At 61.7% G+C, this 13,252-nt stretch carries 14 protein-coding genes; all 14 read left to right on the plus strand.

Translation table 11 applies throughout. The features are described 5' to 3' along the window. Positions 1-60: 60 nt before the first annotated feature. The 14 genes from B9A15_RS03120 (at position 61) to B9A15_RS03185 (ending at position 13,251) form a co-directional block, all read left to right on the plus strand. Positions 61-1,704 carry a DEAD/DEAH box helicase gene (locus B9A15_RS03120; protein ID WP_084408578.1) on the plus strand — a complete coding sequence of 548 codons (1,644 nt, stop codon included), beginning with the start codon at positions 61-63 and terminating at the stop codon, positions 1,702-1,704. Further along, positions 1,704-2,201, plus strand: a complete 498-nt coding sequence (locus B9A15_RS03125) for a helix-turn-helix domain-containing protein (RefSeq protein WP_084408579.1) — start codon at positions 1,704-1,706, stop codon at positions 2,199-2,201. The genes B9A15_RS03120 and B9A15_RS03125 overlap by 1 nt, the downstream gene beginning before the upstream one ends. Further along, positions 2,191-2,538 carry a DUF6511 domain-containing protein gene (locus B9A15_RS03130; protein WP_084408580.1) on the plus strand — a complete coding sequence of 116 codons (348 nt, stop codon included), beginning with the start codon at positions 2,191-2,193 and terminating at the stop codon, positions 2,536-2,538. Before B9A15_RS03125 ends, B9A15_RS03130 begins: the two co-directional genes overlap by 11 nt. Next, positions 2,538-4,667 carry an AAA family ATPase gene (locus tag B9A15_RS03135; RefSeq protein WP_084408581.1) on the plus strand — a complete coding sequence of 710 codons (2,130 nt, stop codon included), beginning with the start codon at positions 2,538-2,540 and terminating at the stop codon, positions 4,665-4,667. The genes B9A15_RS03130 and B9A15_RS03135 overlap by 1 nt, the downstream gene beginning before the upstream one ends. Positions 4,668-5,038: 371 nt before the next feature. Beyond that, entirely contained in the window at positions 5,039-5,620 is a 582-nt protein-coding gene (nusG, locus tag B9A15_RS03140; protein WP_170923150.1) for a transcription termination/antitermination protein NusG, read from the plus strand. A gap of 87 nt (positions 5,621-5,707) precedes the next feature. Next, positions 5,708-5,950: a hypothetical protein gene (locus B9A15_RS03145; RefSeq protein WP_139798175.1), complete on the plus strand. Its 243-nt coding sequence runs from the start codon at positions 5,708-5,710 to the stop codon at positions 5,948-5,950. Next, positions 5,950-6,522, plus strand: coding sequence for a phage tail protein (locus B9A15_RS03150; RefSeq protein ID WP_084408584.1), 573 nt, complete (start codon positions 5,950-5,952; stop codon positions 6,520-6,522). Before B9A15_RS03145 ends, B9A15_RS03150 begins: the two co-directional genes overlap by 1 nt. 131 nt (positions 6,523-6,653) lie before the next feature. Next, positions 6,654-7,229, plus strand: a complete 576-nt coding sequence (locus B9A15_RS03155) for a MerR family transcriptional regulator (RefSeq protein WP_084408585.1) — start codon at positions 6,654-6,656, stop codon at positions 7,227-7,229. Next, a complete protein-coding gene (locus B9A15_RS03160; RefSeq protein ID WP_170923151.1) occupies positions 7,150-9,069 on the plus strand; it encodes a phage terminase large subunit family protein in 1,920 nt (639 codons plus the stop codon). The genes B9A15_RS03155 and B9A15_RS03160 overlap by 80 nt, the downstream gene beginning before the upstream one ends. 9 nt (positions 9,070-9,078) lie before the next feature. Next, entirely contained in the window at positions 9,079-10,737 is a 1,659-nt protein-coding gene (locus B9A15_RS03165) for a phage portal protein (protein WP_084408587.1), read from the plus strand. A gap of 129 nt (positions 10,738-10,866) precedes the next feature. Next, complete coding sequence (locus tag B9A15_RS03170; protein WP_084408588.1) at positions 10,867-11,529, plus strand: ATP-binding protein; 663 nt, start codon at positions 10,867-10,869, stop codon at positions 11,527-11,529. A gap of 8 nt (positions 11,530-11,537) precedes the next feature. Continuing rightward, positions 11,538-11,780, plus strand: coding sequence for a hypothetical protein (locus B9A15_RS03175; protein ID WP_084408589.1), 243 nt, complete (start codon positions 11,538-11,540; stop codon positions 11,778-11,780). Between the two features lie 12 nt (positions 11,781-11,792). Further along, the gene (locus tag B9A15_RS03180; RefSeq protein ID WP_084408590.1) at positions 11,793-12,860 is read left to right on the plus strand and encodes a head maturation protease, ClpP-related; all 1,068 of its coding nucleotides are present in this window, start codon (positions 11,793-11,795) and stop codon (positions 12,858-12,860) included. 4 nt (positions 12,861-12,864) lie between these two features. Then, positions 12,865-13,251, plus strand: coding sequence for a head decoration protein (locus tag B9A15_RS03185; protein WP_084408591.1), 387 nt, complete (start codon positions 12,865-12,867; stop codon positions 13,249-13,251). Position 13,252: the final 1 nt, after the last annotated feature.

Raw genomic sequence — 13,252 nt, forward strand, 5'->3', positions numbered from 1 at the left:
CATTCGATGGTCTCGGAGCATCTACGTGATGGAAGCCGCTCATGTTCTGGAGACGGCACAATGACCCTAACCCTCCGTCCATACCAGCGCAAAAGTCTTGATGCTCTCTATGGCTATTGGGAGACCGAGCGCGGTTCGCCTCTCATCGTGCTTCCGACCGGCGCCGGCAAGTCGCTCGTCATCGCCAAAATGGTGGAAGAGCTCTTGGCGCAGTTCCCTGATCTTCGGGTGGCGATCGTCACCCATTCCAAGGAGCTGATCGTTCAGAATTATCGGGAGCTGATCGGCCTGTGGCCGGCGGCGCCCGCCGGCATTTATAGCGCCAGCGTCGGCCGCCGAGAGACGCATTCCCGCATCCTCTTCTGCGGCGTCCAGTCGGTCTACAACAAGGTGGACCTGATCGGGCCGCGCGATCTGATCATCGTGGATGAGGCTCACCTTATCCCGCGTGACAGCTCGACCATGTACGGCAAGTTCTTCGCGAACATGGCCGAAATCACCGCCGACATGCGCGTCTGCGGACTAACGGCGACACCCTATCGAATGGACAGCGGCCTTCTCGCCGAGGGGCCGGGCGCGATGTTCGATCGAATCGTCTATGAGGCCAATGTCGGCGATCTGATCGAAGGTGAATATCTCTCGCCGCTGATCTCCAAGGCGTCGGCCGCTCAGATCGATCTCAACGGTATCGGCACCAGGGCGGGCGACTTCATTTCGTCGGACATGGAGCGCGCGGCTATGGCCGACGGTCTGGTCGAACGGGCCGTTGCCGAGCTCGTGGCCTATGGCCAGGACCGGCGGGCATGGCTCGCCTTCTGTTCCGGCGTCGATCATGCGACGGCCGTTCGCGATGCGATCCGCGCTCACGGCATTGCCGCTGAGACCGTCCATGGTGCGATGAAGCAGGGCGAACGCAACGGGGTCATCGAGCGGTTCCGCCGAGGCGAGATCCGATGCCTGACATCGGTCAACGTCCTGTCGATCGGCTTCAACGTCCCGCATGTCGATCTGGTGGCGCTGATGCGCGGCACGAAATCGACCGGCATGTATGTCCAGCAGGTCGGCCGGGGCTTCCGCCGCGCGCCTGGCAAGGAGAACGCGTTGATCCTCGACTTCGCGTCCGTGATCCGAATGCATGGGCCGGTCGACGCCGTATCGGTCCTGCCGAAAAAGAAAGGTGCGAAGGGCGAGACCGAGAAGGTGACGGTCAACGATGTTCGGGCCAAGGAATGCCCGGACTGCGAAAGCCTGGCGGCGCTGAACGCGAGAACCTGCAAGGTCTGCGGCCACGAGTGGCAGATCGAGGTGAAGCCCAGCCATGAGGCCGAGGCGGATGCGACGACGGGCATTCTGTCGTCAGAAAAGGTGCCGCCGCAGTCCATCCCGGTCCTGCGCTGGGATTGGAAGCGGTGGAAGAAGGAGGGGTCGCCGGACAGCGTCCGCATCACCTATGTCGCCGGGCTCAACACCTATATCGAATGGGTATGCCCCGAGCATGGCGGCCGTGCCGGCGAGAAGGCGGCGAACTGGTGGTCGGAGCACGGGGGCGACATGCCGCCGCCAAGAGATGCGGACGAGGCATTGGAGCGGCGAGGCGAGGCCACCTTGCCCGCCACCATCACCGTTCGACCGGCCAAGCACAATCCTCGCTATTTCGACATCGTGGGCCGGTCCTTTGCGGCCGCGCAGGGGAGGGCGGCATAATGAACCCTCCGCCACCAAACCGGCGCTCAGTCGCCGGCATTCCGAAAGAGCTTCTCGCGACGGCGCCGAGAAAATGGATGCCGAACGCGATCGGCGTCAGGGTGCGCGTGATCGATCCGAAATGGATCGAAGAGTGGCATCTGGAGCAGGAAGCTATCGCGGCTTGGGAGGCGCTGATTGCCGAGCGCCAGCAGGACATCAGAAGCCATATCGAAAGGGTCGCCGATATCATCGCGGGGCGATCGGAGGGTGTCGTGACGCCATTCGAGAGAACGATCGCGGAGCTCGACGCCATCATGCGGCGACGCGGCATCACGTCGGATGAGCTGTTCGGGCCATCCCGCAAGCGGGCCATCGTTGAGGCGCGCGCTGACTGCTACGCCTTTCTGCAAAAGAAGGGGTGGAGCCTTCCCCGCATCGGCCGCATGTTCCGCAAGGATCACACCACCATCCTGAACGGCATTCAGCGCCGGCGGGAGACCACCAATGCCGCGTAGCTCCGATCACTCGACCTGTGCCGTCTGTGGGCGGCGCGGGACCGGCCTCGGATATTCCGAGCCCAGGCAACCCTTCCGCCCGCTCTGGCTCTGCGACGACCCAGATTGCATCCAGATCGCCAAGGACAGCTATTCCATGCCCCAGGACGACTTCAACCGGATCGAGCGGATGGCGCACCAGGACGCCGGCCATGCGCTAGAGCGCTATTGCGACCGGATCGGCAAGACCGATTTCCGCGATTTTACCCAGGACGAGTTCGAGGGCGCGATGGAAAGCGTCTTCGCCGAATATCACGAGGCCATGAAGGGCCGGCTCAAGAACGAGGCGCCGTTCTGATGGGCGCGGCAGAGGCAATCGCAACCCAGCGCGAGGCGCTGTGGAAGTCCGGCTACCGCCCGGTCCCGGTCTACAATATCGACGCGCGGGTCAATTCGCCCGGGAAGCAGCCGAAGGGGTTCGCGTGGCAGCGCGAAGCGCTCTTGGACCCGCCAGGATGCGTCGCGCGGCCACCGGACGGGGACGCCCTGAACACCGGCGTCATGGCCAATGGATATCGGGTCGTCGATCTCGACGTGGATGATGGAGCCGTATCAGATCAACTGATGCGGCTTTCTCTTTCTCTTCTCGGCCAAGCGCCCATGCGGTTCCGCGAGAACAGCGGCCGCCGGCTTCTGGTCTACCGCGCTGCCCATGGGGAACCGGGCAAGCGATCGATTAAGGGCGCACTTGGAAAGGTCGAGGTGCTGGGCAAGGGGCAGCAGTTCGTCGCCTATGGCAAGCATCCATCGGGCGCCGATCTTTGCTGGGAGCGTCCGCTCGAGGATTGGCCAGCGGAGGATTTGCAGCCGGTCAGTGAGGATCAGATCGGCGAGTTTCTGGCCAGGGCCGCCGAATTGATCGGCAGTGCGGAGCACGCGCGCGACGTCGTGCCCTTCCGGCTCGGCGAATACACGGCCAACTCGCCGACAGGCCTTGGCGAGATCGACCACCTGTTGAGTTTCGTGCCGCCGGACAGCCCCTATGAGGAGTGGGTTTCGACCCTCATGGCCGTCCATGCGGCGACGGGTGGATCGTCTGACGGCCTCGAGATCGCCGACAACTGGAGCCGGCGGGGATCGAAATACAAGCCGGGAGAGGTGGCGAAGAAGTGGGGATCGTTCCGATCGACCGGCATCACCGGGGCAACTCTCGCCGAGCTTGCCCGCCAGCATGGCGCGGACCTGTCAGCCATTCGCATCGCTCACATGCCGGAGGACCCCGAATGGAAGGCGATGGTGGAGCACGGGCGCCAGGTCGCGCGGACGATCAAGGCGCCGCGGGCCGGACAGATCAGGCACTATGTCGAGGACGACGACGGCAACGTCTTCGACGAGGACGGTAATGCGGCGCCGGAAGAGGTTGCGGAGGTCGAGCGTCAACGGCGAGTCGCGGCGAGATCGGACCTCGAATGGTTCGATGACGTTCGGCCGGTGGTCGAGGTTCCGTACATCGTGAAGGGGCTTCTCGATCATGGGTCCATGTCGGTGGTTTACGGACCATCGAACAGCGGCAAGACGTTTTTCGCGCTCGATCTCGTTTTCAACATCGCGATCGGCAATCAGTGGCGGGACAGGCGCGTTCACGGCGGGTCGGTTCTCTACCTTGCCGCAGAGGGTGGAAACGGCATCGCCAATCGCATTGCAGGCCTGCGGAGCGTCTTCGGCTCTGTCGACGTGCCCCTGGCGCTCAGACGTGCGGGCCTCGATCTCCTGAAGCCCACGGCTGATCTGAACTACGTCATCACGCTCGCCGAGGAGGTGGCGCGGCGCGAACCGTTGGCTGTGATCGTGATCGACACCCTGTCGCGCGTGATCGCCGGGGGCGATGAGAACGCGGCTTCCGACATGACCGCCTTCATCAAGAACATCGACGTGATCCGCCAGAAGACCGGCGCGCACATCATGATCGTCCACCACACCGGCAAGGACGCGGCGAAGGGCGCGCGCGGCCACTCGTCGCTTCGCGCGGCAACCGACACCGAGATCGAGCTCTCGGTCGACGATTTCGAAAACCGGGTCGCCAAGGTCACGAAGCAGCGCGACTACGAGGGCGGCGAGGAGTTCGTCTTCGGCCTCAAGTCGGTGTTCCTCGGCATCGATCAGGACGGAGACAACGTCACCACATGCGTCATCGAACCCATCGAGAAGGTGACGACGGGCGGCGAGGACGCGCCGCCGATCGAAGTGTGTCGGGCCATGCTGAAGGAGATCGACGCCGGCTGGACGTCGAACAATCCGCTCTCGACGGCGCCCCAGAGCAAGCACTCTGGGCGGTACGCGGCGCGCTATCTGGCGACCACGTTCAAGCTCCCGCAGGGCAAGGTTCAAAAGCTTCTGGAGGGGTGGATCGATGGCGAAATCATCGTCGTCGACATGGTCGATTTCCATTCCAAGAAGCGCGGCCTTCGTGTTCGGGAATGGATTTAAGGTAGCATTCGTGGCTTGCGGAAGTCTGCGGAGGTCCAAGAAAAAAGCCAATTATTTCAATGCGGAAGTTTGTTGCGGAAGTGCGGAGGTTGTATGTGTAAGTCATTGAAATCATTTGCGGAGGTCTGCGGAAGTCTGGCTATACCCTAAAGGGTTCCGCCGGGCGCCTCGGAGCGCCCCGGCGAGAGGGAGGACGAAGGGGCGTTATCCACACCCGCCGATCTTCCCGTCCGGCTTCGTTTCTGCCATCATCCGAATTGCTCACCACGCCTGCCACGGGCTCCCTCACCGCCACCCCGAGGAAGCCCGACATGAAGAAAGCCGAGACTGCTTCGACGTCACAGGACCGTTCGCCATCGCTCCGTGAGCGAATGAGCGACACGCAAGTCGATCACGACATTCTCGACATCGCGGCACGTTTGCACTGGTACGCCTTGACCGTTCCGGCGCAGAAGGAGTTCGTCGCTCAGAAGATCCTGCGGCGATATGGGCTCCGCACGTTCGTCCCCTTGCGCCGCGAATATCGGCACGCCAGCGCGAAGGCGAAGCGAACCCGGCAGCCGAAGCAGGAATTCTGCTTTCCACTCGCACCACGCTACCTGTTTGCCGGCTTCACCCCTGGGCGGCCTCTCTGGTTCGATCTGTTCTCGCTGCCATGCATCTCTGGCGTGGTCGGCATTGATGGGCGGCCCATGCCGATCGTCAGGAAGGACATGACCCGGCTCGTCAGAAAGACGGCGACTGGCATCAATGCGCCGGAGGCTCAGAAATTCATGCGGACCCATCACGAGTTCTCCGTGGGCGATGTGGTCCGCGTTATGGATGGCCCGTTCGAGGGGCTATCGGTGCCGGTGGTTGAGATCACAGGCGGATTGGCTCGTCTTTGCCTCTCGTTGTTCGGCGGCGCGGTGGATGGCGTCGAGGTGAGGCTTGACTGGCTTGAGGCGGCGTGAGATGGATGGGCTCAGGACGACCCCGGCCATTGCGTGAATGCATGTCAGTGCTCGGACCCAGCCCCAGCGTTGAGCTTGGCGGTATGGATGGATGTTTATGGCCTCGCCGATGCGGGGCCTTTTTTGTTTCTCCCAAACATCACGAGATCGGTCATGGCGCTCACCGCGAAGCAGAGCCGCTTCGTGGAGCAAGATCATGAAGCTTCTGAACCGTTTGTTCGCCAGGATGATCATCCGGGCAATGCTCAAGCGCGGGCTGTGATGCCCGACCCCAACCCCGCCGCCTCCGAAATCCTCCCATACGATGAGCGGACGGAGAGGTTTGAGTGATGCTGATCCTCAAGATCACAGGCGATGGGCTGCCGAAGCTGAACCGTGCTCTTGATGAGCTTGGCAACGAGACGGTGGCCCACAAGGCATATCGCAGGGCGATCAACAAGATCGGCGATCAAGCCCGAACCCGCGTAAAGCGAGAGCTGGCTGCCCAGGTGGGGCTCACGCAAAAGAAGCTCGTCGAACTCGGCGGTTTTCGCGTGACCCGAGCCAACTACTCGGCGCTCGAATACAAGATCAGCACGTCCGGCAGCCCGATCCCTTTGAAGGAGTTCAGCGCGAAGCAGTTCTCCTACGGCGTTCGTGCAAAGCCATGGGGGCGCTCGCAACAATTTCCGTCTGCTTTCATCTACGCAGGCCGGTGGGATAGCGGCAATGCAATCGCAGACGGCCACGTCTTCAAACGCACGTCGAAGAACTCTTTGCCGATTGAAAAGCTCTACGGCCCCTCCATCCCCAAAGAGATGGTGCAAGGCGCGACGGCCGCAGCCTTCACCGAGTATGGACCGAAGCTTCGTGAGCGCGTCGAGCATGAGCTAAGGCAGATCACTCAAGGCGTGGTCAGCTAGATCGTATCCGAAATGCCATGGCGATATGCTACCCTCGGTTTAGGGACCGTCCTATGGGGGCAAGGCGGACGGGTGCGCGGCAGCCCGAGATATCGCTAGTTTCTCAATTTTCGAAATGAGCTTCCCTCCCTATGCCAAGCACCGTCAGTCAGATTGCCTTGGCAGAGCTTTTGGACGTCACGCCGAAGACTGTCCGGGCATGGGAGCGGCAGGGCTGCCCGGTGGAGGTCAAGTCACGGAAACGAGGCCAGCCTTCGGAATACCTCGTGGCGGATGTCGTCCGCTGGCGCGAGCAACAGGCGGCTCTCGCAGCTTCTGGCGATCTCTCCGCAATGGACATGGACGAGGCGAAAAGGCGGAAGCTTGCCGCTGAGGCCGCCATGGCGGAAATCGTGCTGGATAAGGAGCGCGGGGAGATTGCCGAGATCGCGACCATCATGGGCGTCGTCGGCAAGGGATTGGAATCCTGCCGGGCTCGCTTGCTTGGCATCAGTTCGAAGATTGCGCCGATCCTCGCGATGGAGACGGACGCCACAACAGCGAAAGAGATCGTGGACGACGCGATCCACGAGGCGTTGAATGAAATCAGCGGCCCCGCATTTGCATTCGCGGACGAGGCAGAGGGCGATGGTGAAGAAGGCGCTGACGGCTCTTTTGATGAGCCGGATGACGCCGCCTCCAACGCTCACCCTAAGCGAATGGGCTGACGAATACCGGAAGCTTTCCAGCGAGAGTTCAGCCGAGCCCGGAGACTGGAAGACGAGCCGAGCTGAATATCAGCGCGGTATCATGGATGCTCTCGCCGAGGATCGCGTTAAGAAAGTTGTCTGCATCAAGGCCGCGCAAGTCGGCTGGACGGAGATCATCAACAACACGGTCGGCTATTATATCGACCGTGATCCCGCGAGCATTCTCGTCTTGCAGCCGACCGTCCACATGGCGGAGCAGTGGTCGAAGAAGCGCTTGGCGCCGATGCTTCGAGACACGCCCTGTCTCGCCGGAAAGGTGAAAGACCCGAAAAGCCGCGACAGCGACAACACCATCCGAGAGAAGGGTTTCCCAGGCGGCTATCTTGCGATCGTGGGGGCGAACGCACCATCCGATCTTGCGTCTCGACCTGTTCGGATTGTTCTTGCCGACGAGGTTGATCGCTATCCCTTGTCGGCTGGGTCGGAAGGTGATCCGCTGACGCTCGCGGCCAAACGCCAGACAAATTACTGGAACAGAAAATCCCTGGTAGGATCGACGCCGGTCGACAAGGAAAGCTCGGTTGTCTATCGCGAGTGGCTGGCCTCGGACAGGCGGCGCTTTCACGTTCCATGCCCCGATTGCGGGCATGAGCAGCATTTGAAATGGGCGCAGGTTCATTGGGACAAAGACGAGCGCGGCGAGCATCGACCGGAAACGGCGATGTATGCTTGCGAAGAGTGCGGATCGCTTTGGACTGACGGACAGCGCTGGCGCGCCATTGCGAAAGGTCGTTGGATCGCGGAACGGCCGTTTGCCGGCGTGGCCGGCTTTCATGTTCCTGGGTTCCTGTCCCCTTGGCTGACGCTCCAAGATATCGTTGAGGACTTCATCGCCTCAAAGTCTTGGCCGACCAAGCTCAAGACGTGGGTCAACACGGTTCTCGGCGAGCCATGGGAAGAACGAGGCGAGGCGTCGGACCCGAACCAGCTTCGACAACGCGCCGAGCCCTACAACGATGACAATGTGCCCGAAGCGGTGCGCGTCATTACTGCCGGCGTCGATACGCAGGACGACCGCCTTGAGGTCACGTTTGTCGGATGGGGCGACGGCGAAGAGGCATGGGTGCTCCGACACTACGTCCTGCCCGGCGTTGTTGGCGAACCTGAGCTTTGGAACAAGGAATTGGACCCGCTATTGAAGCGGACCTTCACTTCAGAGACCGGGCATAGGCTTTTGTGTCGGGCGGTTTGCATTGATAGCGGTGGTCACTTTGGCGCCATGGTCCATGCGTTTTGCCGGGCTCGGCCATCGCGGAAGATCTACGCGACGAAGGGTATCGGCAACGATCATCGGGGGTCGAAGCCGATCTGGGGCAATTCGCTCCTGCGATCCAAGAATTCTGCCGATCGCCTTTGGGCAGTGGGTGTTGATAGCGCCAAGGATGACCTAGCAGCTCGGCTGCGGATTCTACCGAAAGCGGGAGAGAGGGCGCCTCGTGCTGTCCATTTTCCACTGCCGGATGTTTTGAGCGTCGATTACTTCGAACAGCTTACGGCCGAACACGCGGTAACGGAGTTCAACAAGGACGGCCGGAAAGTCCGGCGCTGGAAGCCGAAACAAGAGGGCGCCAGAAACGAAGCGCTGGATTGTTTCAATCTCGCCCAGGCCGCGATGTTGTCGCTCCCAATTCGCTTGTCGAAGCCGTCATTGATTGCCTTGCCTGAAACGACGCCCGAACGTGCCGAGCCTGAACAGAAAACGGCGGAGCCGCAGGCCGAGCGTGTCACCGCCGAACCAGTTCGACCGATTGCGCGTCCCGCGCGTGTTGGGCGCGGACGCTGGAACAGCTACCGATAGGGACTACTCATGCAAGACCTGAAGCCGCGCGTTCGCGTCAAAGCGGGGGCGGTCGCGTTTCCTGCCGCGCCTGCGGCTTCGAAAGCGCCTACGATCACGGCCCGCTACCTTCGCGACACCCGAACCGGGATGCTCTCCATGCGGCGGGCGGTGACGCGAGACGCGAAATGGGACGTGGCCGAGGCGGCGCAACGCGCGTCGTCTCTCGCCTACGACTTCATTCGCAACAGCGGCTATCTGGCCGGGGCTGTGAACCAGGTTCTGTGCGACACGATCGGCGAAGAGCTTAAGCTCAACTGCCGTGCGCAGCTCCAGGCCCTTGGCTACTCGGCAGAGGACGAAGGTAAATGGCAGAGGGACGTCGAACGCCGGTGGCGCCGCTGGTCCTATGACGCCAAGGAGTGCGATCTCGCAGGCAAGATGACGATCGCCGAGATGACGGACGCCATGTTGCGCTCCTATCTCGCGACGGGTGAAGGGTTCGCCATCCTCGACAGTCTGACCGTTCGCCAGCGGCGCATGTTGAAATGCTCGACCGGGCTGAAGGTGACGTTGGTCCCGGCGCATCGGTGCCCGAATGTCTCGCGCGAGTTCGAAGGCTTCAACGGCGGCATCTTTCACGACGCCTGGGACCGGGCTCGGTTCTATCGTTTTCGCCGTCGTGAGAGCGGCATCGACGTTGATCATGATGTGCCGGCGTCCGACGTCATCCATGTGATGGATCGCGGAGACAATCTCGGCAGTCCACGCGGCATCTCGCCGATGGCGCCCATTCTGAGGGCCGCTGCTCAGGGCGACCAACTGGCCGATGCGACGCTGGCCGTGGCGCTGATGCAATCGGCCTTCGCTGCCGTTGTTCGATCGCCAGAGCCATCGGAGACCGCTTTTCAGGCGTTGCAAACCCTTGAGGGTCTGGAAGCCCCGATGGGTGAAGATCCACTCGGCTGGGGCGAATATCTCGGCGGGTTGCGTGCCGATCTCCTTGAGGTCTGGGCTCAGCGCATCGACGCGCTCAAGAATGGAAGCCTGGCGCTCAACGACCCGGCGCGCGTCGCGCATCTCGGTCCTGGCGAGACGCTGGAGATGGTCACGGCCGATAATCGGGCCGACAATTACAAGGCGCTGTGGGAGACGCTGGCGCGCGAGATGGCCCGGTGCCTGGGGCTCACCTTCGAGAGCTTCGCGGGCGACCATTCCAACGCGACCTATTCGAGCGTTCGCATGGCTTGGGCTTCGATCTGGCCGGTCGTCATGCGGCGGCGCGAGCGGATCGCCGTTCCCTTCGTCCAGTCGGTTTATGAACGATGGCTGGAGGACGAGATCGCCGAGGGGCGCATTGATTTTCGGGGTGGCTATCAAGCCTTTGCTGCCAACCGTGAAGCAGTGTTTCAGGCCGAGTTTCAAGGGCCGTCTCAGCCGACGGCCGACGACTATAAGAGCGCGATGGCTGCGAAGGTGAAGCTCGAAACCGGACAGGCTTCGCTTGAAGAGATCCACGCGGCGGCCGGGCAGAACCATTCCGAGACCCTCGCTGCAATCGAGCGCGGGCATCAGTGGTTCACGGAGCGAGGGATACCCTCTCCGTATGGCCGTTCAACGGGTGGCGGCGCTGGCCCTCTTGGGTCGGCCGCAGATGGCAACCGTGAGCCGGCGAACGCCAGCGTCTAACAACTGAAATTCCACGGTCGCAAACGTGGACAGAACGCAATCGCCAAAGCTTCATCGGCTCCGGCGGTTGTGAAAACAACCCCCTGTGCGTTCCGGGCTTTGCGGGCCGGAAGCCGATGGAGACTGGAAATGGACGATCAACGCGATGGCCTGACGCTTTTGGAAAGAGCACAACTTCGTAAGGTTGAGGCGGAAGCCGCTCTTTTGGAGCTTCAGATCAAGAAAGAGGGCGGCGATCTGATTGATCTGACGGAGGCTGAAAACCTCCTGCGCCCTTGTGGCGACAACGATGGGAATAAATGCTCGCTGGCGGATTTCCTTAACCCAAAGCGCACCCCTGCTTATCCTGCGGCAGAGGAGGCGCTGTTCGATCTCGGCGTTCGAATGATCATTATCACTGGCGATGCGGGCACCGGCAAAAGCACTTTGATGATGCATTTAAGCCGGCTGGCGGCACTCAGTGGCCCCGCCGTTTGTCTTTACCCGACCATGAGCGCGGCGAACGCCGCCGAAAAGTTAGCCGGCCAGTTTCATGGTGCGACATTCGACGTTTCTGGCGCTCCGATTGCGCGTCCATGCAAGACGATCTTCATCGAGGATTGGACCACGCAAGCCCAGGATTCGACGGAGGGAGATTTGGTCGATCTCTGTATGAAGCGAGTAGACAGTTATTGCGGCGGCAAAGTCGTCGTGATTGCAAACGAGCGCTTTCAGTTTTCATGCTTGCGGCTGATCAAGCCCGTATGCACACGCATAATTTCGATGCCATCCGGCCATGTCGCGAGCTTCTGAGGCTATTCATGGCAGACGACATTGACCCCTGCGCAGAGGCGGTGCGCCTTCGGCAGAAGCTTTCTGAAATCGCGACGGGCGAGGCTGTCTCATCGTCGCGCTTTGGAAACGATGAGGCAAAGTTCGCCAAGGCCGACGTGACAGAGCTGAAAAAGCTGATCGCCCATTATGAGCGCGAATGCGCCATTTCGAAGGGCGAAACACCAAAGCGGACCCGCTACGCCATGGCCGCGCGGATGCGCCCCCACTGATCCGAGGACACTATGGCAGCCATTCTTGACGGCGATCGGCTGACGCTGACCGGCGATGTCGGTGATCTGTGGGGAGGTGATGCCTTCAACTATGCCGATGTGTTCGCCGCTCTTGCATCGTATGATGATGACGCAGATCTCACAGTCATCCTGAACAGCGGCGGCGGCGTGGCGACTGAGGGCGCCGCAATTCACTCGCTTCTCTCTCAGCGATCTGGCCGCACTGATGTTCGGATCGACGGCATTGCTGCAAGCGCAGCCTCTTTGATCGCAATGGCCGGCGAGACTGTCACGATGAGTGCCGGTTCGACGCTGATGGTTCACGATCCTGCCGGCATGACGTTCGGCAACAGCGACGCGCACACGAAAACCGTTGAGGCATTGGAAGCCCTCGCGACCGGGTATGCGGCGATCTATGCGAGAAAGACCGGGAAGACCCCGGAAGAATGCCGCGCCGTCATGAAGGCCGAGACGTGGTTCACGCCTGATAAGGCGGTTGCCGATGGCTTTGCAGATGCCGTTCTTGGCAATTCCGCGCCAGCCGTCGCGGCTTTCCCATACCAGATTTACGCCAAGGCTCCTGAGCGGTTTGTCGCGCTCGCCAAGGCTTCGAATTGGCGTCCCTCGGACGACCAAGAACGCGGCTCCGCCGCATCGTCCGAAAACAAGGAGACCCCTATGACGGACAAGGAACGGGCGGATCAGCTTGCCGCCGAACTCGAAGCCCTGAAGGCGCAGATGTCAGCGTCGAAGGATGCCGAGAAGATCGCATCGATGGAGGCCGAACTCGAAAGCCATCGCAAGGAAAAGGCGGATCGCGAGAACGCCGACGCCATCATGAAGCTCGAAAGCGCCAAGGATCATCCCGCGCTGGCGAAGGCTCTCGCCGAGCAGAAGACGCCCGTCGCTGCGGCCGACGCCATCATGAAGGCTACGCCGAAGGCCGAAGCCAGCGCGAACGACGATCGACAGCCGAATGGCGCCGGTCTCGGTATTGGCGCCGGCGGTATGCCGAAAGCCGCTGCCGGACAGGCCGCAATGCTCGCCAACATGAACAAGCTTATCGGTAAGGGGGCCTAATCAGATGCCTGCGATTTTGACCGAAGGCCGGTACGCAAGCGACTGGCTGAAGGAATACGAGCACGACTATTCGGTCGAGGAAGTGACGATCGTTTCCGGCGCCGGCGTGGTCGATAGCGGGACCGTGGTCGGCAAGATCACCGCGTCCGGCAAATACAAGCCCGTCACGGTTGCTGCGAGCGATGGCAGCGAAAATGCCGCCGGCATCGTCATGCGTCTGGTTGATGCGACATCCGCCGACGCCACTGCCGTCATCGTGGCTCGTAAGGCCAAGGTCGTTCACCAGGGCCTCAAGTACGGCGCCGATGTCGATACCTCGGCCGAGCGCGCCGCCATCCATGCTGCTCTCGGCGCTCTCAACCCGCCGATCCTCGTGCGCGAAGGAGCGTAAC

It is taken from the genome of Fulvimarina manganoxydans (assembly GCF_900176465.1).
Lineage (GTDB): Bacteria > Pseudomonadota > Alphaproteobacteria > Rhizobiales > Rhizobiaceae > Fulvimarina > Fulvimarina manganoxydans.